28 protein-coding genes are annotated in these 23371 nt (G+C 69.0%); 2 read left to right on the top strand and 26 right to left on the bottom strand.

From position 1 onward, the window contains the following. Positions 1-15: 15 nt before the first annotated feature. From F6A08_RS05030 to F6A08_RS04975, 12 genes are all read right to left on the bottom strand, one after another. Positions 16-417, bottom strand: coding sequence for a VOC family protein (locus F6A08_RS05030; RefSeq protein WP_124896269.1), 402 nt, complete (start codon positions 415-417; stop codon positions 16-18). 93 nt (positions 418-510) lie between these two features. Beyond that, a complete protein-coding gene (locus F6A08_RS05025) occupies positions 511-1932 on the bottom strand; it encodes a GntP family transporter (protein WP_151458782.1) in 1422 nt (473 codons plus the stop codon). 39 nt (positions 1933-1971) lie between these two features. Continuing rightward, positions 1972-2862: an NAD(P)-dependent oxidoreductase gene (locus tag F6A08_RS05020; protein WP_124896271.1), complete on the bottom strand. Its 891-nt coding sequence runs from the start codon at positions 2860-2862 to the stop codon at positions 1972-1974. Next, complete coding sequence (locus tag F6A08_RS05015; protein ID WP_151458781.1) at positions 2859-4286, bottom strand: four-carbon acid sugar kinase family protein; 1428 nt, start codon at positions 4284-4286, stop codon at positions 2859-2861. The genes F6A08_RS05020 and F6A08_RS05015 overlap by 4 nt, the downstream gene beginning before the upstream one ends. A 147-nt stretch (positions 4287-4433) precedes the next feature. Continuing rightward, positions 4434-5144 (bottom strand): FadR/GntR family transcriptional regulator, encoded by a 711-nt coding sequence (locus tag F6A08_RS05010; protein WP_124896273.1) that lies wholly within the window; start codon positions 5142-5144, stop codon positions 4434-4436. Then, positions 5141-6274: a UDP-N-acetylmuramate dehydrogenase gene (locus tag F6A08_RS05005; RefSeq protein WP_151458780.1), complete on the bottom strand. Its 1134-nt coding sequence runs from the start codon at positions 6272-6274 to the stop codon at positions 5141-5143. Before F6A08_RS05005 ends, F6A08_RS05010 begins: the two co-directional genes overlap by 4 nt. Positions 6275-6284: 10 nt before the next feature. Next, a complete protein-coding gene (locus tag F6A08_RS05000) occupies positions 6285-6686 on the bottom strand; it encodes a MaoC/PaaZ C-terminal domain-containing protein (protein WP_017201556.1) in 402 nt (133 codons plus the stop codon). Then, positions 6686-7156: an FAS1-like dehydratase domain-containing protein gene (locus tag F6A08_RS04995; protein WP_124896276.1), complete on the bottom strand. Its 471-nt coding sequence runs from the start codon at positions 7154-7156 to the stop codon at positions 6686-6688. The genes F6A08_RS05000 and F6A08_RS04995 overlap by 1 nt, the downstream gene beginning before the upstream one ends. A 30-nt stretch (positions 7157-7186) precedes the next feature. Beyond that, positions 7187-7984 carry a sulfite exporter TauE/SafE family protein gene (locus F6A08_RS04990; RefSeq protein ID WP_017201558.1) on the bottom strand — a complete coding sequence of 266 codons (798 nt, stop codon included), beginning with the start codon at positions 7982-7984 and terminating at the stop codon, positions 7187-7189. Positions 7985-8020: 36 nt separating this feature from the next. Then, on the bottom strand, positions 8021-9568 hold the full coding sequence (locus tag F6A08_RS04985; protein WP_151458779.1) for a tripartite tricarboxylate transporter permease: 1548 nt from the start codon (positions 9566-9568) through the stop codon (positions 8021-8023). Then, complete coding sequence (locus F6A08_RS04980) at positions 9568-10137, bottom strand: tripartite tricarboxylate transporter TctB family protein (RefSeq protein ID WP_225855737.1); 570 nt, start codon at positions 10135-10137, stop codon at positions 9568-9570. The genes F6A08_RS04985 and F6A08_RS04980 overlap by 1 nt, the downstream gene beginning before the upstream one ends. Before the next feature lies 1 nt (position 10138). Continuing rightward, positions 10139-11158, bottom strand: a complete 1020-nt coding sequence (locus tag F6A08_RS04975) for a Bug family tripartite tricarboxylate transporter substrate binding protein (RefSeq protein ID WP_151458778.1) — start codon at positions 11156-11158, stop codon at positions 10139-10141. Positions 11159-11322: 164 nt separating this feature from the next. Here F6A08_RS04975 and F6A08_RS04970 point away from each other — a divergent pair, with 164 nt between their 5' ends. Both F6A08_RS04970 and F6A08_RS04965 read left to right on the top strand, forming a co-directional pair. Next, positions 11323-12543: a PAS domain-containing protein gene (locus F6A08_RS04970; RefSeq protein WP_151458777.1), complete on the top strand. Its 1221-nt coding sequence runs from the start codon at positions 11323-11325 to the stop codon at positions 12541-12543. Positions 12544-12635: 92 nt separating this feature from the next. Next, on the top strand, positions 12636-14210 hold the full coding sequence (locus tag F6A08_RS04965) for an AMP-binding protein (protein WP_151458776.1): 1575 nt from the start codon (positions 12636-12638) through the stop codon (positions 14208-14210). 330 nt (positions 14211-14540) lie between these two features. On the opposite strand, the gene rplQ is transcribed toward F6A08_RS04965, so the two are convergent. The 14 genes from rplQ to rplR all read right to left on the bottom strand — a co-directional run bounded on the left by rplQ (position 14541) and on the right by rplR (position 23370). Continuing rightward, positions 14541-15098 carry a 50S ribosomal protein L17 gene (gene rplQ / locus F6A08_RS04960; protein ID WP_151458775.1) on the bottom strand — a complete coding sequence of 186 codons (558 nt, stop codon included), beginning with the start codon at positions 15096-15098 and terminating at the stop codon, positions 14541-14543. Between the two features lie 33 nt (positions 15099-15131). Continuing rightward, a complete protein-coding gene (locus tag F6A08_RS04955; RefSeq protein WP_017201565.1) occupies positions 15132-16121 on the bottom strand; it encodes a DNA-directed RNA polymerase subunit alpha in 990 nt (329 codons plus the stop codon). 130 nt (positions 16122-16251) lie between these two features. Next, complete coding sequence (gene rpsK, locus F6A08_RS04950) at positions 16252-16650, bottom strand: 30S ribosomal protein S11 (protein ID WP_017829189.1); 399 nt, start codon at positions 16648-16650, stop codon at positions 16252-16254. A gap of 31 nt (positions 16651-16681) precedes the next feature. Beyond that, complete coding sequence (gene rpsM, locus F6A08_RS04945; RefSeq protein WP_017201568.1) at positions 16682-17056, bottom strand: 30S ribosomal protein S13; 375 nt, start codon at positions 17054-17056, stop codon at positions 16682-16684. Between the two features lie 193 nt (positions 17057-17249). Beyond that, entirely contained in the window at positions 17250-17366 is a 117-nt protein-coding gene (rpmJ, locus tag F6A08_RS04940) for a 50S ribosomal protein L36 (protein WP_005050492.1), read from the bottom strand. A gap of 61 nt (positions 17367-17427) precedes the next feature. Further along, positions 17428-17649: a translation initiation factor IF-1 gene (infA, locus tag F6A08_RS04935; protein WP_017201569.1), complete on the bottom strand. Its 222-nt coding sequence runs from the start codon at positions 17647-17649 to the stop codon at positions 17428-17430. A 160-nt stretch (positions 17650-17809) separates the two neighbouring features. After that, positions 17810-18478, bottom strand: a complete 669-nt coding sequence (locus F6A08_RS04930) for a DsbA family protein (RefSeq protein WP_124896281.1) — start codon at positions 18476-18478, stop codon at positions 17810-17812. Further along, on the bottom strand, positions 18478-19329 hold the full coding sequence (gene map, locus F6A08_RS04925) for a type I methionyl aminopeptidase (protein WP_151458774.1): 852 nt from the start codon (positions 19327-19329) through the stop codon (positions 18478-18480). The genes F6A08_RS04930 and map overlap by 1 nt, the downstream gene beginning before the upstream one ends. A gap of 1 nt (position 19330) precedes the next feature. Beyond that, positions 19331-19975: an adenylate kinase gene (locus tag F6A08_RS04920; protein ID WP_017201572.1), complete on the bottom strand. Its 645-nt coding sequence runs from the start codon at positions 19973-19975 to the stop codon at positions 19331-19333. Continuing rightward, the gene (gene secY, locus F6A08_RS04915; protein WP_017201573.1) at positions 19972-21294 is read right to left on the bottom strand and encodes a preprotein translocase subunit SecY; all 1323 of its coding nucleotides are present in this window, start codon (positions 21292-21294) and stop codon (positions 19972-19974) included. Before secY ends, F6A08_RS04920 begins: the two co-directional genes overlap by 4 nt. Positions 21295-21477: 183 nt before the next feature. After that, positions 21478-22125: a 50S ribosomal protein L15 gene (gene rplO / locus F6A08_RS04910; RefSeq protein WP_017201574.1), complete on the bottom strand. Its 648-nt coding sequence runs from the start codon at positions 22123-22125 to the stop codon at positions 21478-21480. Beyond that, the gene (gene rpmD / locus F6A08_RS04905) at positions 22125-22310 is read right to left on the bottom strand and encodes a 50S ribosomal protein L30 (protein WP_017201575.1); all 186 of its coding nucleotides are present in this window, start codon (positions 22308-22310) and stop codon (positions 22125-22127) included. Before rpmD ends, rplO begins: the two co-directional genes overlap by 1 nt. Next, the gene (gene rpsE / locus F6A08_RS04900) at positions 22310-22990 is read right to left on the bottom strand and encodes a 30S ribosomal protein S5 (RefSeq protein ID WP_269430495.1); all 681 of its coding nucleotides are present in this window, start codon (positions 22988-22990) and stop codon (positions 22310-22312) included. Before rpsE ends, rpmD begins: the two co-directional genes overlap by 1 nt. Positions 22991-23010: 20 nt before the next feature. Then, the gene (rplR, locus tag F6A08_RS04895; protein WP_017201578.1) at positions 23011-23370 is read right to left on the bottom strand and encodes a 50S ribosomal protein L18; all 360 of its coding nucleotides are present in this window, start codon (positions 23368-23370) and stop codon (positions 23011-23013) included. Position 23371 lies beyond the last annotated feature (1 nt).

Genomic DNA, 23371 nt, shown 5'->3' with positions numbered 1-23371 from the left:
ACCCGGGGTCTCGGGTCAATCCTCGGGGTGGAAGCCGATCAGCCAGCGGATGCCGTAGCGGTCGACGAGCGTGCCGTCGAAATCTCCCCATGGCCGCTTCTGGAGGGCATCCATCACGCGGCCGTCGGCGGCGAGACGGTCGTACCAGTCGGTGAGCGTGAGCGCGTCGGCTGTGCCGAGGAGCGAGAGGAACATGCCACTCATCTGCACCGCGTCGTCGTCGGCACCGGCGTCGGCCCCGGCGAGCTCGACCGGACCGCTCAGCTGGCCGTGCGCGATGGCGTCGCCCGGACCGTCGTGACGACCGGCGCTCGCATAGTCCACCAGCTGGAGGTCGCCGCCGAAGACGTCGCGGTAGTGGCCGAGCGCTTCCGCGGCGTTGCCGGGGAACAGCAGGTACGGGATGAGTCCGGTCATGCCGCGAGCGTAGCGCCGCCCGACCGCGGCGGCCACCACCGGAGACGACGAACGGCCGCCGCCCGGAGGCGACGGCCGTCCGAGCGGAACCGATCAGGCGACCGGGATCACCGCGTAGAGCACCCACGTGAGCACGAAGCCGGCGACGCCGAGAACCGTGGTGAGCGGGGTCCATGTGCGCAGACCGTCCTTGACCGACAGGCCGAGGTACCGCGTGACGACCCAGAATCCGGAGTCGTTCACGTGGCTGAGGCCGAGGCCGCCGTAGCCGATCGCGACGGCGAGCAGCGCGGTGTGCACGGTGTCGAGCCCCATCGCGGAGACGGACGGCAGCAGAAGCCCCGCGGTCGTGGCGATGGCGACCGTCGCGGATCCCTGGGCAGCGCGCATGATGAGCGAGATGAGGAACCCCGCGAGCAGCAGCGGCATACCGCTGGAGGCGAGCACCTCGGCGACGGCTCCGCCGATGCCGGTCTCTGTCAGCACACGGCCGAACGCACCACCGGCACCCGTGACGAGGATGATGACCGCGGCAGCGGGAAGCGCCGACTCCATGACCTCGCCGAGGTGCGCTGCCGACCAGCCGCGACGCACGCCGAGCAGGTACATCGCGACGGCGATCGCGACCATGAGGGCGAAGATCGGCTGACCGACCATGCTGAGGAACCCGTTCCAGAACGTGCCCGCCTCGAACAGCGGCGCGACCGCGGTGCCGAGCATGATGAGCGCGAGCGGCAGGAGGATGAGTCCGAGGACCGTCCCGGCTCCGGGCGCCTTCTCCCCCTCGCCGAGCCCGCCGGTGATCGTCGACTTCTCCGTGCCGAAGTTGTCGTACATCTCCTTGGTCGCGGCCAGCATCGCGAACTCGCGGGTGTTGATCCACTTCGCCACGAGGTACGACAGCACACCGAGCGGCACGGAGATCGCGAGCGCGAAGATCGTCACCCAGCCGATGTCGGCGCCGAGGATCGCGGATCCGCCGACGATGCCGGGGTGCGGGGGCACGGCGACGTGCACGGCGAGCATGATGCCGGCCACCGGGAGCCCGAACTTGATCGGGTTGAGCCCCGCCACCTTCGAGAACGCGAACACGATGGGGATGAGGATGATGAAGCCGGCGTCGAAGAACACCGGGATCGCGAGGATGCCGGCGGCGATGACGAGCGCGATGCCGACCCGCTTCGGGCCCAGCCACTTGGTGAAGCGCCCGGCGAGCGACTCCGCGCCACCGGAGAGCTCGATGATCTTGCCGAGCATGGAGCCGAGGGCCACGAGCACGGCCACCGAGCCGAGCGTGCCGCCGACACCGGCGATGATCGCCTGGATGACGCCGAGCTGTTCGGGGGTGTCGCCGTCGGCGGGGATGGTGGTCAGCGGCAGACCGGCCGCGATGCCGACGAGGATCGACACCAGGATGAGGGCGTAGAACGCCTGCACCTTGAACCGGATGATGAGCAGGAGCAGCAGGCCGAGGCCTGCCAGGCCGATCAGGATGAGGATCGGAAGAGGAAGCATCTCTGGATCTCTTCTTTCAGTGAGGGCGCGACGTCGCGCTCAGGACAGTCGTTCGGGTGCGACGACGCGGATGACGGCGGAGTCGTCGAGGGCGCCGAGGCCCTGCGCTTCGCCGAGGAGGAACAGCTGCTCGGCCGCGGCGGCGACCGGCGTGGACAGGTGCGCACGGCGGGCGGCGTCGCCGACGATGCCGAGGTCCTTCACGAAGATGTCGAGGCGGCTGAGCACCTCGGCGCCTTCGGGATCGTACGCCTGCAGGGCGCGCGGGCCGCGGTTCCCGAGCATGAACGAGTTCGCGGCACCGGCCGTGAGCGCGTCGAGCGTGCGGGCGCGGTCGAGCCCGAGGGCATCGGCGAGCGCGAGGGCCTCGGCCGCGGCGGCGATGTGCACGCCGCACAGCAGCTGGTTGACGGTCTTCAGCGCCTGGCCGTCGCCGGGCTTGTCGCCGACGATGGACAGCGTGGAGGCGAGCTGCTCCAGCACGGGGCGCGCGATCTCCAGGGCGGCGGGGGTCGCGCCGACGACGATGAGGAGGTCGCCCTCTCCCGCGCGGACCGGTCCGCCCGACAGCGGCGCGTCCACGAGCTGCGCACCGTGGGCGGCGAGCTGTGCGGCGATCGCGTCGATGCCCTCCGTGCCTACCGTGCTGGTGAGGATCACGACGGCCCCGTCGGCGAGGTGCGGGGCGAGCCCGTTCCCTCCGAACAGCAGGTCGTCCAGCTGCGCGCCGGTCCGCACGGCGACCAGCACCGCCTCCGCCTCGGTCACGGCTTCCGCGGCGGACGCGGCGGGCACGACGCCCGCCTCCGCGGCGAGGGCGACACGCTCGGCGGCGATGTCGAAGCCGCGCACCGTGAAGCGCTCGGCGAGACGGCTGGCCATCGGCAGCCCCATGGCGCCGAGTCCGATGACAGCGACGGTGGTTGTCATGATTGTCCTTCCGGGTGGGTTCCATCGTCCCCTGCGAGAGTGGCGACGACGGTGACGAGGGAGTCCGCGTCGCCGACGTTGCCGGCGAACACGACGTAGGGGATGCCGACGGCGGGGCCGGCCTCGGGCTGCCACAGCGAGACCAGGCCGGGCAGCATGGGGCCGAGCACGGTCGCGCGACGGATCTCGAGAGCTTCGCTGGCGACGTCGCTGGAGGTGATCCCGCCCTTCGCGATCACGAAGCGGGGCGGTGCGATGGCGAGCACCCGGCGTACGAGGTCGACCACGCCGCTGGAGACGCGGCGGGCGATCGCGAGGCTCTCGTCCCCGTCGGCGCCCGTGACGAGCTCGCGGGTGGTGTGCACGATCACGGTGCCCGTGGCGAGCGCGTCGGCGACCGCGTGCGCCTGCGTGTCGAGGTGCTCCTCGCGCTCGGAGCCGATGAGGGCGCGCACGTCGAGTTCGATCGTGCGGGTGTTCGGGCGGGCTGCCGTGAGGGCCTCGAGCTGCGCTGTGGTGAGCGGCACATGACTGCCGACCACGACGAGTCCGCCGCGGTCGTGCGCGAAGGGGATGTCCTCCGCGCGCACCGGCGCGGCGATCTCCTGGCCGATGTGGGCGCGCACGTAGGGCGGCCCGACGCGGAGCAGCACGCTCTTCTCCCGCAGGCGATGCAGGGCGAGGGCGACGACGCGCATGTCGGCTTCCTCGACCACGTCGACGGCGACGACCGTGCCCTGCGGCAGCGCAGCCAGGAACGCGGCGACGGCGTCCACTCCGGCACGGATGGTGCGGATGTCGAGGCCGGCGACCTCGGATGCGGCGATCCGCCCGTCGGTCTTCTCCGCGACCCAGTCACGCAGGTCGGAGGACGAGTACCCGAAGGTCGCATCGGCGGCGAACGGCGTCTCGCCGACCGGAGTGGCCTCGCCGTCGGTGACCCAGTAGTGCACGGAGTCGACCGTGATGCGACCGGCATCGGGGAACGCCGGGACCAGGAGGGTCAGTGCCGGAGTGCACCCGGTGTGCGCGGCGACCTCGGCGGAGAGCACGTCGGTCTCGAGGGGGAAGTGACCGCGCAGGGTGGAGTCGCCGCGGGACACGAAGGTGACGCGGCGACCCTGGGCTGCGGCGGCGTCGAGCGCGACGGCGACGATCTCGCGGTTGCGTGCGGCCGCGCCCTGCTCGTCGAGGGATCGGGTGTTGGTGAGCACGTAGACGGCGGCGGCGCCGGTCTTGAGCGCCGCGTCGAGGTCGGCCCGCTCCCACCGGGTGAGCACGGGGAGGTTCGAGACGGACTGTGTGCCGGTCGGGTCGTCGTCGAGGACGACGAGCACATCGGCGGGGTCGACCTCCGCGCGCACGTCGGCGGCGGTGACGGCGAGCGTTGCCGGCAGCGGGGCCAGCAGGTCGTCGATGTGCACACGAACTCCTTCGTTCCGGGAGATGGTCCGTGGTGGGGAGCCACGAACCGGGGGGATCTGCATCGTTATCCGATATCAGATATCGACGAGAGTACCGCATCGATCCGAGGTTCGCCAAAACGGCGACGCGCGGGATCCGGAAGCGGATCAGCGACCGTGGACGTAGTGCAGCAGGTCGTCTCGGGTCTGCCGCATGTGACTGCGCATCGCCTGCCGCGCAGCCGCTCCGGACCCGGTGCGCATCGCCTCCAGCACCGCCGCATGCTCGGCCAGGGCGTGCTCGCGGATGTCGGAGAACGCGCTGGTCTCGCTCCGCGTCGCCTGCAGCATCGTAGTCAGCGGACGCATCGAGGCGACCAGGATGCGGTTCTCGGCGGCCCGGATGATCACGTCGTGGAAGGCGAGGTCGGCCGCCACGAAGCCCTCGACGTCGGTCCGCTCGTGCGCCGCATGCATGTCCGCGAGCAGGGCTTCCATCTCCGCCAGATGCTCCTCGGTGCGGCGGCCCGCGGCGAACTCGGCGGCGCCGGTCTCGAACATCATGCGCATCTCGAGCATCTCCAGGGAGGAGCGCTCCCTGGCGCCCGCGCTCTGCGCATGACGCACGACCGCGTCGAGCCCGGTCCACTCGTCGGTCGGGGCGATCCGGTGCCGGGTGCCGGGCACGGCGACGATGACGCCCTGCGCCTGCAGAAGACGAACCCCTTCGCGCATCGTCAGGCGCGAGACGCCGAACTGCTGCGCGAGCTCTCCCTCGGGCGGCAGCGGCTGTCCTGCTTCGAGTCGGCCCGCGATGATCTCGTCCAGCAGACCGTCGACGACGGCCTGCGTCCGCGAGACCCGCTCGACCTTCGTCACAGGTCGACGCCCACCAGGACGGGCTCCGGCTGCAGGACGAGGCCGAACTCGGCGTGCACGCGACTCTGGATGAAACGGGCGAGCTCCGCGACCTCCGCCGCCGTCGCACCCCCGCGGTTCGTGAGCGCCAGCGCGTGCTTGGTCGACACCGACGCCCGGGACCGCGGGAGCTTGAACCCCTTGCGGATTCCCGCCTGCTCGATGAGCCACGCGGCACTGACCTTGACGTCGGAGACGGCCTCCGGCTTGGACGGCGGGACATGCCCGTCGTAGGAGGCGAGCGGGATCACGGTCACGGCGTCCAGATCGGGGGCGACCGGCCAGCGCGGGCACTCCGGGGGCAGCGCCCTGGCGACAGCCGCCGTCACGATCGCGTTCTGGAAGAAGGAGCCGACCCCGTGCGTGTCGGGGTCATCGGCATCGAGCAGCATGCCCTTCGTCGCGCGGGTGGCGAGGATCCGCTCCCGGACCCACGCGAGCGGGACCGGCGTCTCGTCGACCAGACCGAGCGCCCGACGCAGCTGCTCGCCGCGCACCACGCGCTCGTTCGCGACCAGCAGGTCGACCGTCACGGAGAGGATCACGGCGCGACGCTGCGGCACGCTGCCGTGGTGGTGCTTGAGCACCGACGTGCGGAAGCCCAGTCCGAGCTCGCTCGCGGGGACGGTCGAGACCTCGCCGGTCGACTCGTCGATCAACTCGACCTCGACCAGCGTCTCCTGGATCTCCTGCCCGTAGGCGCCGATGTTCTGCACCGGCGACGCCCCGACCGTGCCAGGGATGCCGCTCATCGCCTCCAGGCCCGCATAGCCGTGCGCGACGGCATAGGCGACCAGCTCGTCCCAGCCGTGTCCGGCCTGCGCCCGCAGTCGGATGCGACCAGGATGCGGGGACGGCAGCTCGTCGATGCCCTCGGTGCGCACCCGGATGACCGTGCCCTCGAAGGGCTCGTCTCCGACGAAGAGGTTGGATCCGCCGCCGAGCACGAACCACTCGTCGCCGCGCTCCCACGTCTGCCGCAGCGCCTCGATCAGCGCGGGCGTCGTGGTCGCCTCCAGCATCCGCTCCGGCGCGGCACCGGTGCGGAGCGTGGTCAGCTCGGCAAGCGGCATCGGATCGATCTCCGGCATCAGCGCGTCCTCATCGGACGGCGACGCGCAGCTGCGCCTTGACGAGCACGGTGGTCTCGTCGAACGTGACCTTGAGGTCGATGCGGGCGGCCTCCTCATCGACCGCGCCGACCGTGGCGACGACGTGGATGTCGGCTCCGTCGACGGGATCGACGACGACCGGCTTGGTGAAGCGCACGCCGTAGTCGAGGACGCGCGTCGCGGGGTCGAGCGCGGAGATCACCACGGATGAGGCGATGCCCATCGTCAGCATGCCGTGCGCGAGCACGCCCGGCAGGCCGACCGACGCCGCGACGTCGTCGCGGTAGTGGATGGGGTTGAAGTCTCCCGAGGCTCCCGCGTAGCGCACGAGCGATTCTCGGGTCACATGCACGGTGCGCTCGGCGAGCACGTCTCCGACGGTGTAGCCCATCAGGCGGCCTCCCCTTCGTCCGTGCTCTGCTCGGCGCCGACCAGCAGCACGCTCGTCGCGGTGACGACGTGCGCGCCGGACGCGTCGGAGATCTCGGCCTCGCTCGTGATCATGGCGTTGCCGCCCATCATCCGGATCCCGGTGACGCGCAGCTGGGCCGTGAGCTCGTCGCCCGCGACGATGGGGCGCGTGTACGTGAAGCGCTGCTCCGCGTGGATCGTGCGGGCGAGCACGATCCCGGAGTCCTCCTGCGCCAGCAGCTGCTGGAGCGTCTGGTCCTGGATGACCATCGCGAAGGTCGGCGGCGCGACCACGTCGGCGAAGCCCAGTGCCTGCGCGGCCGCGACGTCGGTGTGCTGCGGGGCGTCGGCGAAGACGGCGCGCGCGAACTCGCGCACCTTCTCGCGACCGACGAGGTACGGGGCCGTCGGCGGGAACTCCCGGCCGACCAGATCTTGGTTCACTGCCACCCCTCGATCCTACCGAGGCCTGGCCGACACTCAGCCGCGCGCGCGGCCTCGGATCGCCTTGATGGCCATCTGCACCGCGATCACGACGAGGTATGCCGCGAACAGCATGTTGCCGAGCGTCGGGTCGACGATCGTCGCCAACCACGCTCCGAGCGCCGTCGTCGTGCACGCGGAGACGCCGATGAGCAGCGCAGCGAGCAGGTCCACGTTGCGGTTGCGGACGTTGCCCACCGTCCCGGAGATCGCCGTCGGGATCATCATCAGCAGGGAGGTGCCCTTGGCGACCAGGTCGCTCGTGCCGAAGGCCAGCATCAGCACCGGGACGACGATCACTCCCCCGCCGACGCCGATGAGCCCGGCGAGGATGCCCGTGCCGATGCCGACGGCGACGAGCGCGACACCGGTCAGCCATGTGAGCTCGAAGGCGGCGTCACGGGAGGGGATCACCAGGAACAGGCTGACGATCACGACCAGCAGGAAGCCGACGAAGCCCCAACGCAGCGCGGTCTGCGAGATGCGTGGCAGCAGCCGTGTGCCGATCTGCGCGCCGACCACGGCGCCCGCGGCGAGGATGATCGCCGGTATCCAGGCCACCGAGCCGGTCGTCGCGTACGAGATGACGCCGACGCTGGCCGTCGGGACGATCGCCGCGAGGGAGGTCCCCGCCGCGAGGCGCTGATCGAAGTGCAGCAGGAGCACGAGCAGCGGGACGATGACCGTGCCGCCGCCGACCCCGAAGAGCCCGGAGAGGAGACCGGCGAGCAGACCGATCCCGATGAAGGCGATGTAGGCACGAGGCCCTCGTGCGGGGGCCTGGACGTCGCTCACCGGATCAGCCTACTCGCGGCCTCCTCTCCTCTCGAATCAGACCTCCGAATCCGCCTTGATCGGCACCGCGATCGACTCGGTCAGCGCCTGCTCGTATCGGCGCTGCCGACGCCGCAGCCACAGTCCGCCGACGATCAGCAGCGCGAGCACGCCGTACGCGATGGCGGCGAACGGCTGCATGACCAGCGTGCTGAGGTCTCCCTGGCTCAGCTGCAGCGCCTTGCGCAGCTGCTCCTCGGCCATCGGCCCGAGGATCATGCCGACCACCAGCGGCGCCACGGGGTAGCCGTACCGGCGCATGAAGTAGCCGAGGATGCCGACGATCAGCAGGATCACGATGTCCGACGGCGAGCTGTGCAGCGCATACGCCCCGAAAGCGGCAAACAGCAGGATCCCCGCATACAGGTACGGCCGCGGGATCTGCAGCAGCTTCACCCACATCCCCACCAGCGGCAGGTTCAGCACGATCAGGATGACGTTGCCGATGTAGAGGCTCGCGATGAGCGCCCACACCAGGTTCGACTGGCTCTCGAACAGCAGCGGACCCGGCTGGATGCCGTACGACTGGAACGCCGTCAGGATGATCGCCGCGGTCGCGGTCGTCGGCAGGCCCAGGGTGAGCAGAGGCACCAGCACACCGGCGGCCGCCGCGTTGTTCGCCGACTCCGGACCCGCCACGCCCTCGATCGCACCGCGACCGAACTCGTCCCGGTGCTTCGACAGCTTCCGCTCGGTCGCGTACGACAGGAAGGTCGCCACATCCGCGCCACCGGCGGGGATCGTCCCGATCGGGAACCCGATCGCGGTGCCCCGCAGCCAGGGCCTCCAGGACCGCCGCCAGTCCGCCTTCGTCATCCAGGAGCGCCACCCGCGGGTGACCGGGATGACGTCGACACCGCCGTGCCGCAGGCGGGCGGCGATGTAGAAGGTCTCCCCGACCGCGAACAGGCCGACTGCGACCAGGACGATGTCGACGCCGTCGGACAGAGCCGGCAGTCCCAGCGTGTAGCGCTGCTGTCCGGAGAGCCAGTCGGTGCCGACGAGTCCGAGGAACAGACCCACCCCGAGCGAGAGCATCCCCCTCGAGATGGAGCTGCCGATCAGCGCGCCGACCGTGATGAACGCGATCACGATGAGCGCCACGTAATCCGCCGGACCCAGGTTCACCGCGAACTGCGCGAGCAGCGGCGCCAGCAGCGTCAACCCGAGCGTCGCCAGAGTGCCGGCGATGAACGACCCGATGGCCGCGGTGGCGAGCGCGGCGGCTCCGCGCCCGAGTCTGGCCATCTTGTTGCCCTCGATCGCCGTGACGATCGAGGCCGACTCCCCCGGCGTGTTCAGGAGGATGCTGGTCGTCGAGCCGCCGTACATGCCGCCGTAGTAGATACCCGCGAAGGTGATCAGCGCGGCGGCGGGATCGAGCGTGTAGGTGAGAGGCAGCAGCAGCGCCACGGTCATGGCAGGGCCGATTCCGGGGAGCACGCCGACCGCGGTGCCGACGAAGACGCCGAGGAAGGCGAACGCGAGGTACTGCGGCTGCAGCGCGGTGGCGAATCCCTCCAGGAGCAGAGTCCAGCTGTCCATCAGAACATCCTTCCGAGCCAGCCGAGAGCAGGCCCCCACGGCAGGGACAAGCCGAGCAGGCCGCCGAAGACGACCTGGATCACCAGCGCCACCGCGATCCCGATCAGGAACGCCATCCACCACCGCTTGGCGCCGAGCGACCAGGCGACGCCGCCGAACAGCAGCGCGGCCGCGGGCGCCCATCCCAGCGGCTCGATCAGGAACAGGTGCGCGACGACGAGGCCGGCGAGTTTCGCGAGGGTGATCCAGTCGGTCGGGAGCGACTCGTCGATGTCCTCCGCCTCCTCCGCGCCGCCGCGCTCCCCGCGCAGCACGCCGATCAGCACCGCCACGGCCGAGGCGAGGAGGATGACGGAGACGAAGATCGGGAAGACCGTGGGGCCGGCCTTCATGCCGACCGGGACATGGATCAGGAAGATGCCGACGACGGCGAAGACGCCGAGCGCGACCATGATTCCGGCGAACACGAGCTCGCCGACGGGGACGGAGGTCGAGCGGCGTGCGGGCCGACCGTCATGGCCGGCCCGCATCCCCTGCTCCTCGGTCCCCGGCGAGGCGGGGACCGTCATGTCACTGCACCAGGCCGATGTTCTTCAGCGTCGCGGTGACCTCTTCGATGTTCCCGGTGAGGAACTCGTCGAAGTCCGCGCCGACGAGGAATGCGTCGGTCCAGCCCTTGGTGTCGAGCTGCTCGGTCCACGCCTCCGACTCGTGCAGCTCGGTGATCACGCGCACCAGCTCCTCCTTCTCCCCGTCGGAGATGCCGCCAGGGGCGATGACACCACGCCAGTTGGTGAGGACCACGTCGTAGCCCTCTTCCGTGATGGTCGGGACGTCCGGCAGCTGCGGCACCTGCTCCTCGCTGGAGACGGCGAGCGCACGGAGCGCACCGCTCTCGATGTGCTGCGCGAACTCGCCGACGCCCGAGATCCCGGCCGAGACCTTCCCGCCGATGAGCAGCGGCACGGCCTCGCCCCCGCCCGAGTTCGGGGTGTAGTTCAGCTTCTCGGCGATCTCCGCGCCGTCCAGCCCCGCCTCCTCGAGCATGAGCCCCGCGAGGATGTGGTCGGCGCCGCCGGCGGAGCCTCCGGTGATCGTGACCGACTGGCCGTTGTCGGCGATGTCCTCCACGAGGTCCTCGAGGGTGTCGTAGTCCGAATCGGCGGGCACGACGACGACGAGCGGCTCGTCGGTGAGACGGGCGATGGGCGTGGTGTCCTCGATCCGCACGGCGGAGGCGTTCGTCTCGACGGCCCCCACCATGACGAGCCCCATGACCATGAGGGTGTTCGGGTCCTTCTCGTTGGCGAGCTGCGCCAGCCCGACGGTGCCTCCGGCTCCGCCCACGTTCGTCACGGGCGCCGAGCTCACCAGGTCGTCCTCGGTGAGCACCTGGGAGAGGGCGCGGCCGGTCTGGTCCCATCCCCCGCCGGGGTCGGCGGGGACGACGATCGAGACGTCGGTGACGGTCGGGGCTTCGGCCTCGCCCCCGCCGGCATCCGTCGCTGCGCCGCCTCCGGCGCATGAGGTCAGGGTGAGGGCCGCGACGGCCGTCAGTGCGACCAGGGCTCCGATGCGTGCGTTCTTCATGTGCGCTCCTCCTTGAGCGTTCGTGAATGCTGTCGCTCCACCCTGGAAGGCAACGCCCTGCCGCTCAAGCTTCGGAAACCATTGGTCGCAGTTACGGAACTATTGGTCGCGAGCACCTCTCTCCCCGGCTCGCGCACGGCACGACCAGGGGCGAGAATGAGCAGGTGGCCTCGAAGATGACGCTGCGCGTGCAGTTGCTCGTGCTGCAAGCGCTGATCGTGTTCCTGGTGACCCTCGCGACCGGCATCGTGGCCGGCACGTTCCAGGAGCAGGCGCTCCGCGAGGCGTACAAGGATCGGATGCAGGCCGTCGCCCAGTCCATCGCCGCGCTCCCCGTCGTGCAGTCCGCGTTCGATGATCCCGATCCAGCGGCGGCCATCCAGCCGATCGCCGAGGTCATCCGCGAAGCGTCCGACCTCGCCTACGTCGTCGTGGCCAACGAGGACGGCATCCGCTACTCCCACCCGAACCCGGCGCGCATTGGCGAGAAGGTCTCCACCGACCCGTCGATCCCCCTGTCCGGCGAGATCTACGTCGGCACCCAGACCGGCACCCTCGGCACATCCTGGCGGGTCAAGGTGCCGATCCGCGACGACGACGGCGCGGTCATCGGCACGGCATCCGTGGGCATTCTGGAATCCGAGCTGAACGAGGAGTTCACGTCCAACCTCGTCTGGCTCATCTCGGCCATGCTCGCCGCCGCCGTCCTGGGTGTCTTCGGCTCGGCGTGGGTGACCTCGATCATCCGACGCCGCATCTACCGGCTCGAGCCTCACCAGATCGCGGCGCTGGTGAAGAACCAGGAGACCACCCTGCACGGGCTCAGCGAGGGTGTCATCACGGTGGACGACGCGGGACGCATCACGCTCGTGAACGATGCGGCCGCGCGCTTCCTCGACAGAGACGCGGCGGATCTCGACGGTACGGCCGCTGCCGACGCACTGGGCGAAGAGCTGATGACCGTGCTGCGCGAGGGCGAGTCCGCGGGGCGACCGGTGATCGTCGGATCCCACGTCCTGGTCGCCCGCAGCACCGGGAGCGAGGCGGAGGGCGGGGAGATCGGGGCGACGCTGCTCCTGCGGGATCACACCGAGCTCCATGACGTCGTGCGCCGAGTCGAGGCCGCTGATGCGATCATCGCGTTCCGACAGCGCCTGGGCATCCCGAAGGGCCTCAGCGCGGAGACTCTCGACCGGGTCTCGGCCGCTCTCGCCGCCCGCCCCGACGCCTCCGCGAGCGAGATCGGCGAAGACCTCGCGATATCGCGGGTGAGCGCCCGCCGGTACCTCGAACACCTCGCCTCGTCGGGCAGGGCGACGCGCACGCTCGACTATTCGACCCGGGGTCGCCCCAGCACGCGATACCGCATCAACGACGCCGTCTGACCGCCGGAAAACTGTGGGACTCGGTGCCGTTCTGTGCGACACTGGATCGCATTCGACGCCGATGTCGACACCCCTGGATCGAAGGAGATCTCATGGTTCGCAGTACCTATCCCGACGTGGAGATCCCGGCGGTCTCCATCCACGAGTTCCTGTTCGGCGACCTGGATGACGCCGCCCTCGACACCGTCGCGCTCGTCGACGGCACCAGCGGCGCGACCACCACCTACCGACAGCTGGTGGGCCAGATCGATCTGTTCGCCGGCGCACTCGCGGCCCGCGGGGTCGGCGTCGGCACGACGATCGGCCTCCTGTGCCCGAACGTGCCCGCGTTCGCCACCGTGTTCCACGGCATCCTGCGCGCCGGGGCGACCGCCACCACCATCAACTCGCTCTACACCGCGGAGGAGATCGCGAACCAGCTCGCCGACGCCCAGGCGACCTGGCTCATCACGGTCTCACCCCTGCTGCCCGGCGCGGAAGAAGCCGCCGCGAAGCGAGGGATCCCGGCGGACCACGTCATCGTGCTCGACGGCGCCGACGGCCACCCCTCGCTGCGGGATCTGCTCAGCGAAGGACACCCCGCCCCAGACGTCTCGTTCGACCCCGCGACCCACCTCGCGGTGCTCCCCTACTCCTCCGGCACCACAGGGCGTCCGAAGGGGGTGATGCTCACGCACCGCAACCTCGTCGCGAACGTGTCGCAGTGCCGGCCGGTGCTCGGCGTCGAGGCGGACGACCGCGTCCTGGCCGTGCTGCCGTTCTTCCACATCTACGGCATGACGGTGCTGCTCAACTTCGCCCTGCGTCAGCGTGCGGGACTCGTGACGATGCCGAAGTTCGACCTGCCCGAGTTCCTGCGCATCATCGCCGAGCACCGCACGACCTGGGTCTTCGTCGCCCCGCCGATCGCGGTCGCGCTGGCGAAGCATCCGATCGTCGACCAGTACGACCTCTCGTCCGTGAAGGTCGTCTTCTCCGGCGCGGCTCCGCTCGACGGCGCCCTGGCCTCCGCGGTGGCGAACCGACTCGGCTGCATCGTGACCCAGGGCTACGGCATGACCGAGACCAGTCCGGCCGTGAACCTCATCTCCGAGAAGCTCAGCGACATCGACCGGTCGAGCATCGGTCCGCTGGTGCCGAACACGGAGGCGCGGCTCGTCGACCCGGAGTCGGGCGCCGACGTGGAGGCCCCGGCCGGTGGCACGAGTGAGCCCGGCGAGCTCTGGGTGCGCGGGCCGCAGGTGATGGTCGGCTATCTCAATCGCCCGGATGCCACCGCCGACATGCTCGACGCCGACGGCTGGCTGCACACCGGGGATGTCGCGACGGTCACGCACGACGGCATCTACCGGATCGTGGATCGCCTCAAGGAGCTCATCAAGTACAAGGGCTACCAGGTCGCCCCCGCCGTGCTGGAGGCTGTGCTGCTGGAGCATCCCGCGATCGCCGACGCTGCCGTGATCGGGGCGTTCGATCAAGACGGCCAGGAGGTGCCGAAGGCCTTCGTGGTGCGTCAGCCCGGTGCCGAGCTCGACGCCGAATCCGTCATGACGCACGTGGCAGAACGGGTCGCCCCGCACGAGAAGGTCCGCCAGGTCGAGTTCATCGACGCGATCCCGAAGTCCAGCTCGGGGAAGATCCTCCGCAAGGACCTCCGCGCCCGCTGACCCACCCCTGCCGACGATCCGCCGACCAACGGACGATCCCCCGACGAACCCGTGGCCTCTCCTCGGCGAATCGTCCGTCCGTCAGGGATTCGTCCGGTCGGGGAATCGTCCGGTCGGCGGATCGTCCGTCCGTGGGGGCGACGATCCGCCGAGCAACGGACGAATCCCCGACGAACCCGTGGCCTTTCGTCGGCGAATCGTCCGTCCGTCAGGGAATCGTCCGGTCGGGGAATCGTCCGTCCGTTCGGGGAATGTCCGACGGGAAAAGGCCGGGGACGACGAAGCCCGCCACCCCGGATGGGGCGGCGGGCTTCGTTCTGAGCGGAGTCCTTACTCGGACTTCTTCTCGACAGCGTCCTCGGCGGCGGCCTCGGCGGCCTCGCCCTCGGCCTGCGACTCGGCGCCGGCGTCGGCGGACTCCTCGGCGGGGGTCTCCTCGGCGGGGGTCTCCTCGGCAGGGGCCTCCTCGGCGGGCTTCTCGGCCTTGGGAGCCGCAGCAGCCTTCTTGGTCGACTTCGCCTTCGGGGTGACGGGCTCGAGGACGAGCTCGATCACGGCCATCGGGGCGTTGTCGCCCTTGCGGTTGCCGACCTTCGTGATGCGGGTGTAGCCACCCTCACGGTCGGCGACCAGCGGAGCGATCTCGGCGAAGAGCGTGTGCACGACTTCCTTGTCACCGATGACCGACAGCACGCGGCGGCGTGCGTGCAGGTCTCCGCGCTTGGCGAAGGTGATGAGGCGCTCGGCGAGCGGACGCAGGCGCTTGGCCTTGGTCTCGGTCGTCTTGATCGACTTGTGGGTGTACAGCGCAGCGGCGAGGTTGGCAAGCAGCAGGCGCTCGTGGGCGGGGCCGCCTCCGAGGCGGGGACCCTTAGTGGGCTTGGGCATAATCGTCTAACTCCTGGTCAGAAAGGTCGGGTATCAGAAGGACTCGTCTTCGCTGCCGCCGTAGAAGTGGGCGCCGTCGAAACCGGGCACCGAATCCTTGAGCGACAGACCGAGCGAGATGAGCTTGTCGCGCACCTCGTCGACCGACTTCTGGCCGAAATTGCGGATGTTCATGAGCTGCGTCTCCGACAGGGCGACGAGCTCGGAAACAGTGTTGATGCCCTCACGCTTCAGGCAGTTGTACGAGCGGACCGACAGGTCGAGGTCCTCGATCGGCATCGACAGCTCGCTGGAGTTCACAGCCTCCACCGGCGCCGGGCCGATCTCGATGCCCTCGGCCTCGACGTTCAGCTCGCGGGCGAGACCGAACAGCTCGGTGAGCGTCTTGGCAGCCGAGGCGACGGCGTCGCGGGGGCTGATCGCCGACTTGGTCTCGACGTCGAGGACGAGCTTGTCGAAGTCGGTACGCTCCCCGGCACGGGTCGCGTCGACGCGGTAGCTGACCTTGAGGACCGGCGAGTAGATCGAGTCGATCGGGATCTGACCGGCCTCGGCGTACTCGTTGCGGTTCTGCGTTGCCGAGACGTAGCCGCGGCCACGCTCGATCGTCAGCTCGAGCTCGAACTTGGCGGTGTCGTTGAGCGTCGCGATGACGAGCTCGGGGTTGTGCACCTCGACACCGGCCGGAGCCGAGATGTCGGCGGCGGTCACTTCACCGGCACCGGTCTTGCGCAGGTACGCGGTGATGGGCTCGTCGCGCTCGCTCGAGACGACGAGCTGCTTGATGTTGAGGATGATCTCGGTGACATCCTCCTTCACGCCGGGGATGGTGCTGAACTCGTGCAGCACGCCGTCGATGCGAACGCTGGTGACAGCAGCACCGGGGATCGACGACAGCAGGCTGCGGCGCAGCGCGTTGCCGATCGTGTAACCGAAGCCGGGCTCCAGAGGCTCGATGATGAACCGGCTCCGGTTCTCGACGATCTTTTCCTCGGTCAGTGTGGGACGCTGTGCAATAAGCACTCTGTGTTCCTTTCGATCACATGCCCGCTATATGACATGTGGTGGGGTGAGGTCTTGAGTTGTGGAAGTCGATGCCCGCACGCGGGCGTCGAGCCGCTCGACCCGAAGGGCGAGCGGCTCGACACGCGAATCAGACGCGGCGACGCTTCGGCGGGCGGCAGCCGTTGTGCGCCTGCGGGGTGACGTCCTGGATCGAGCCGACCTCGAGGCCTGCGGCCTGGAGCGAGCGGATCGCGGTCTCGCGGCCGGAGCCCGGACCCTTCACGAGGACGTCGACCTTCTTGACGCCGTGCTCCGCGGCCTGGCGGGCAGCGGACTCCGCTGCCATGCCGGCGGCGTACGGGGTCGACTTGCGGGAGCCCTTGAAGCCCACGCCACCCGACGATGCCCAGGCGATGACGGCGCCGGACGGGTCGGTGATCGAGACGATGGTGTTGTTGAACGTCGACTTGATGTGGGCCTGGCCCAGCGCGATGTTCTTCTTTTCCTTGCGGCGCGGCTTGCGCGCGGCGGCCTTGGGTGCAGCCATGAAAGTGTTCTCCTAGTCCCTGGGGCCGCGCTTAGCGGGCCTTCTTCTTGCCTGCGACGGTGCGCTTCGGGCCCTTGCGGGTACGGGCGTTGGTCTTGGTGCGCTGACCACGGACCGGGAGACCACGACGGTGGCGGATGCCCTCGTAGGAGCCGATCTCGACCTTGCGGCGGATGTCTGCTGCAACCTCGCGGCGCAGGTCACCCTCCACCTTGTAGTTGCCTTCGATGTGGTCGCGGAGGGCGATCAGCTGGTCGTCGCTGAGGTCCTTCACGCGGATGCTCTCGTCGATGTCCGTCGCCTTGAGGATCTCGACCGAGCGGGTACGGCCAACGCCGTAGATGTAGGTAAGGGCGATCACCACGCGCTTGTCGCGCGGGATGTCAACGCCGGCAAGACGTGCCATGCGGTTCTCCTGGGTTTTGTGGAGGTGTGGAGCAGGATCGGTGCCCGGGCCTCCGCCCCGAGGTGTCAGCTCCGCGTCGTCCGACAGTGGGAGAACCTGGGTTCCTGAGCCTGTCGGAGGATCGAAGCGTCTGATCCTGCCGTTTCATATTGAGTTGTGAGATTGCGTGAGCGGCTTCACGCAGCGGGGGCGATCAGCCCTGGCGCTGCTTGTGACGCGGGTTGCTCTTGCAGATCACCATGACGCGGCCGTGACGGCGGATCACCTTGCAGTGATCGCAGATGGGCTTGACGCTGGGGTTGACCTTCATGATGTTTCCTGTTCGCTGTCTTCGTACGGCCCCGAGGGGCAGGCCGTTACTTCTCGACCGATCAGCGGTAGCGGTAGACGATACGGCCGCGGGTCAGGTCGTAGGGGCTGAGCTCCACGACCACACGGTCCTCGGGGATGATACGGATGTAGTTCTGCCGCATCTTGCCGGAGATCGTCGCAAGGACCTTGTGCCCGTTGCTGAGCTCAACACGGAACATCGCGTTGGGCAGAGCCTCGGAGATCACTCCTTCGATCTCGATGACACCGTCTTTCTTAGCCATAGCCTCGCTGACGCTTCTGCAGACCGGTCGATCTGCGGTGGGTGGGTGGTGTGGTGCCGAACCGACCGGACACGCCGAATCAAGGCACAAGGCACCAAAGATCTATGTTAGACGCTTCGGAGCCATCCGGCAACTCGGCCGCCGGGGCGGCGGGCCGCTGTCAGCTGATGAGGTCGGTGAACTTCTTCATGTCGGCCTGGTCCTGCAGATTCAGCCGCTCACCGTTGATGTCGATCGTGGGCGTGCCGCCGATCTCGTGCTGCTTCGCCTGCGCGACGCCGAACTTGCGGTACGTCTCGTCGGTGATGCAGGAGACGGCGTCGTCAGCGCCCACCTGCGTGGCGAAATCGGCGAGCTGGTCGGTGGTCAGACCGGAGGAGTTCTCCTCGGGCTGGTTCTCGAAGAGCACCTTCGCGTAGTCGAGGTACAGGTCGGGGTTCGACTCCGCGACGCACACCGCGGCTCCGGCCGAGCGCGAGGAGTACTCGGTGCCCTGGGAGTAACGGTCGAGGATGGCGATGGGGTGGTACTCGAGCGTGATGCGTCCGTCTGCGGCTGCCGCCTCCAGCTGCGCGCCGAACTGCTGCTCGAAGCTGTTGCAGATCGGGCACTGGAAGTCGACGAAGACGGCGACCGTGTCCTCACCGTCGCCGAAGGTGATCGCGCCGGTCTCGGAGTTGAAGGTGTCGTTGGCCTTGGGGGTCGCACCGGGCGACGTGGCCTGGTTGTTGAGGAACACCACGAGTCCGCCGATCGCCACCAGCACCACGACCACGGCGATGGAGACGCCGATCGCGAACCAGTTGGTGTTGCTCTTCGCCGCTGCCATTACTTTCCGATCTCTCGAGGCTCGACCCCGAACGGGGCGAGTCCGGCTCTTCCGCCATCGGGCGCGGTGAGCACCCAGATACCCCCATCATGCAGGGCGACGCTATGTTCCCAATGAGAGCCGTCCGTGCCGTCGACCGTGGTGACGGTCCAGTCGTCGTCCTCGACGAACGTGACCTCTCCCCCGGCCGTGACCATGGGCTCGATCGCGAGCACGAGACCGGGCTTCACGTCCTCGCCGCGGTCCGGAGTCCGATAGTTGAACACGCTGGGCGCCTCGTGCATCTTGCGGCCGATGCCGTGGCCGACGTACTCGCGGAGGATGCCGTAGGGCTCGCCGGAGACGGCCGATGGTCCCTGCGCCTCGATGTAGTCCTGGATCGCGGCGCCGATCTCGTCGATCGACGACGCGGAGGCCATCGCGGCGATTCCCGCCCACATGGAGCCCTCGGTGACGCGCGAGAGCTCCTCGCGACGTGCGACGGCCTCCGGGCGCTCCGGGTCGGGGACGACGACCGTGATGGCGCTGTCACCGTTCCAGCCGTGGAACTGCGCTCCGCAGTCGACGGAGACGATGTCGCCCGGCTGCAGGACGCGCTCCCCCGGGATCCCGTGGACGACCTGCTCGTTCACGGAGATGCAGGTGGTGTGGCTATAGCCGCGCACCAGCTGGAAGTTGGACTCCGCGCCACGCGCGAGGATCGTACGGTTCGCCACCGTGTCGAGCTCGAGCGTCGTCACGCCGGCCTTGATCAGCGGCCGCACGGCCTCCAGGGCCGCGGCCGTGATGAGCCCCGGCTCGACCATGGCTCGCAGCTGAGCGGGCGTTTTGTAGATCGACCGGCGGAACATCTCAGGCGGCGGAGACGGGACGGCGCAGGCCCCGCGCGGCGAGGGCGGCGTCGATGCGGGCCGTGATCTCGTCGAGCGAGCCGACGCCGTCGATGCGGTCGACGATGCCCTTGGCCCCGTAGACCTCGAGGATCGGCGCGGTCTCGCGCTCGTAGATGTCGAGACGGTGGCCGATGGCCTCCGGGGTGTCGTCGGAGCGGCCCTGCTCGGTCGCCCGGCGGGTCAGACGCTCCAGGCTCTCCTCGCGCGGCACGTCGAGCAGGATGACGGCGTCGAGCGCCTCGCCCCGCTCCCCGAGGAAGGCCTCGAGGTGCTCGACCTGCGCCGTGTTGCGCGGGTATCCGTCGAGCAGGAAGCCCTGCGCCGCGTCGTCCTGCGACAGACGGTCACGCACGATCTCGCTGGTCAGCTCGTCGGGGACAAGGTCGCCCTTGTCGAGGATGGCCGTGACCTGCTGGCCGAGCGGCGTCCCCTCCTTGATGTTCGCACGGAAGATGTCGCCGGTCGAGACCACAGGGATGCCGTAGGACTCGGCGATGCGCACACCCTGGGTGCCCTTGCCGGAGCCCTGCGGGCCGACGATGAGCAGACGCGCAGCGGGACGGTGGCCGTCGACGGCCTCGGGAACCGGGGTGGATGCTGTCATCGGAGGAGCCCTTCGTAGTGACGCTGCTGCAGCTGTGCATCGATCTGCTTGACGGTCTCGAGACCGACACCCACGATGATGAGGATCGATGCGCCACCGAACGGGAAGTTCTGGTTCGCGCCGACCGTGGCGAGAGCGATGAGCGGGATGAGCGCGATCAGGCCCAGGTACAGCGAGCCGGGAAGCGTGATGCGCGTGAGGACGTAGTCGAGGTATTCGGCCGTCGGGCGTCCCGCGCGGATGCCCGGGATGAAGCCGCCGTACTTCTTCATGTTGTCGGCGACCTCGACGGGGTTGAACGTGATCGCGACGTAGAAGTAGGTGAACCCGATGATCAGCAGGAAGTACGCCGCCATGTAGATGGGGCTGTTGCCCGTGGTGAAGTTCGCGCTGACCCAGGTGACCCACGCGGCCGGGGTCGACCCGTCCTGCGGGGTGTTGAACTGCGCGATGAGCGCGGGGATGTACAGCAGCGACGAGGCGAAGATCACGGGGATCACACCGGCCATGTTCACCTTGATCGGGATGTACGTGTTGGTGCCCCCGTAGGTGCGGCGACCGACCATCCGCTTGGCGTACTGGACGGGGATCCGTCGCTGCGACTGCTCGACGAAGACGACGAGTCCCATCACGACGATGCCGACCAGGAGCACGAGCAGGAAGACCTCGAAGCCCTTCGTCTGCCAGATGAGGCCCATGGCGCCGGGGAACGTGGCGGCGATGGAGGTGAAGATGAGCAGGGACATGCCGTTGCCGATGCCGCGCTCGGTGACGAGCTCGGCGAACCACATGATGAGGCCGGTACCGGCGGTCATCGCCATGATGATGAGCACCTGCGCCCACCAGACGTCGTTGGTCAGGAGCTGCTGGCAGGCGGCGAGATCTGTCGACCCGAACAGCTGACCGCTCCGCGCGACGGTGACGAGCGTCGTCGACTGGAGCAGGGCGAGGGCGATCGTCAGGTAGCGGGTGTACTGGGTCAGGCGGGCCTGACCGGCCTGACCTTCCTTGTGCAGCGCTTCGAAGTGCGGGATGACGACGCGGAGGAGCTGCGTGATGATCGTCGCCGTGATGTACGGCATGACGCCGAGCGCGAAGATCGACAGCTGCAGCAGCGCGCCGCCGGAGAACAGGTTGACCAGTCCGAGGAGCCCATCGGTGCCCGCGTTGGCCGCGAGACACTGCTCGACGTTCGGGAAGTTCACGAAGGGAGCCGGCACGTTGGAGCCGAGTCGGTAGATCGCGACGATGGCGAGGGTGAAACCGATCTTCCGACGCAGGTCGGGCGTGCGGAAGATCCGCGCGATGGCGCTAAACAAGGACGTTCCTCCTGAAAAGGTTGCCGGTTCCCGAAGGACGGCTGAAAGACCAGGGTAACGCAAACCAGGGTTCCCGGAATTCGTCACCGATACCAGGCCCGCCGGATGCGGCCCCAGAGCGAGGTCTCGGAGAATGAAACCACAAGAGGGGCCGGAGAATCTCCGACCCCTCTTGCACAGCGGTTACTTGACGGATCCGCCGGCCGCGACGATCTTCTGCTCGGCAGAACCCGAGACCTTGTCGACCGAAACGGTGAGCTTCACGGCGATGTCGCCGTTTCCGAGAACCTTGACCTTCTCGTTCTTGCGAACGGCACCCTTGGCGACCAGGTCGCCGATGGTGACATCGCCACCCTGCGGGTACAGCTCCGCGAGCTTCTCCAGGTTCACGACCTGGTACTCCACGCGGAACGGGTTCTTGAACCCGCGCAGCTTCGGGGTGCGCATGTGCAGCGGCATCTGCCCACCCTCGAAGCCGACGCGAACGGTGTTGCGCGCCTTGGTGCCCTTGGTACCACGACCGGCGGTCTTGCCCTTCGAGCCCTCACCACGGCCGACGCGAGTCTTGGCGGTGTTGGCCCCCGGGACGGGACGCAGGTGGTGCACCTTCAGCACGCCGGGGCGGGACGCCGGGGCATCCTTCTTCGGCGCAGCCTTCTTGGCGGCGGGCTTGGCGACGGAGTCGGCCTTGGCGTCGGAGGCCGCGGTCTTGGCCGGTGCCTTCTTCGCGGCGGGCTTCTTCTCCGCGGTCTTCTTCTCGGCGGCAGCCTTGGGAGCAGCAGCCTTCTTCGGGGCCTTCTCAGCCTCGACGGCCTCGTTCTTCTCGGCCATTAGTCGATCTCCTCAACCTTGACGAGGTGGGCGACGGTCTTGACGTAACCGCGCGTCTGCGCGTCGTCGGGGCGGACGGTGGTGTCACCGATCCGCTTGAGACCGAGGCTGCGCAGCGTGTCGCGCTGGTTCTGCTTCTCGCTCACCTTGGACTTGATCTGCGTGACCTTCAGTCGCGCGGCCATCAGGCACCTACCTTCTGTGCGGCGATGGCGTCAGCCTCGGCGCGGACGAGCCGCGCCGGAGCGACCTGGTCGAACTCGAGGCCACGACGTGCGGCGACCGCACGGGGCTCCTCGAGCTGCTTCAGGGCGGTGACCGTCGCGTGCACGATGTTGATCGTGTTCGACGAGCCGAGCGACTTCGACAGCACGTCGTGGATACCGGCGCACTCGAGCACGGCGCGGACCGGACCACCGGCGATGACACCGGTACCGGCAGCGGCCGGACGGAGCAGGACCACACCGGCGGCGGCCTCACCCTGCACGGGGTGCGGGATGGTGCTGCCGACGCGCGGAACGCGGAAGAAGTTGCGCTTGGCCTCTTCGACACCCTTCGAGATCGCCAGGGGGACCTCGCGGGCCTTGCCGTAGCCGACGCCGACCAGACCGTTGCCGTCACCGACGACCACGAGGGCGGTGAAGCTGAAGCGACGACCACCCTTCACGACCTTCGAGACGCGGTTGATGGTGACGACGCGCTCCAGGAACTGGTTGTCGCCGCGGTCACGAGAGTTGCGGTCACGACCGCCACCCTGGTTGCGGTCGCCACGGCCGCCGCGGCGGCCGTCACGCGAGTCGCGAGCCGGCTCGGCCTGCGTGGTGCCGGCGGCCGTCTCGGAAGTGGCAGCTGCCGCTTCGGTCACTTCGTTCTCCTTGTTGTCACTCACAGTGCCAGACCCCCCTCGCGGGCGCCGTCGGCGATGGCGGCGACACGACCGGCGTAGCGGTTGCCGCCACGGTCGAACACTGCCTCGGAAACGCCGGCAGCCTTCGCACGCTCGGCGAGGAGCTCGCCGACCTTGCGGGCCTTGGCGGTCTTGTCACCCTCGAGCGAGCGCAGGTCGGTCTCGAGCGTCGAAGCCGACGCGACGGTGTGACCCTTGCTGTCGTCGACCAGCTGCACGAAGACGTGGCGGGCCGAGCGGTTGACGACGAGACGCGGACGCGCCTCGGTGCCGACGACCTTCTTGCGAAGGCGGGCGTGACGACGCGCGCGGGCGTCAGACTTTGACTTGAGAGCCATG

It is taken from the genome of Microbacterium algeriense (assembly GCF_008868005.1).
GTDB classification, from domain to species: Bacteria; Actinomycetota; Actinomycetes; order Actinomycetales; family Microbacteriaceae; genus Microbacterium; species Microbacterium algeriense.
Note: the sequence above shows the minus strand (reverse complement) of the source record. Positions and strands in the feature narration are given on the sequence as shown.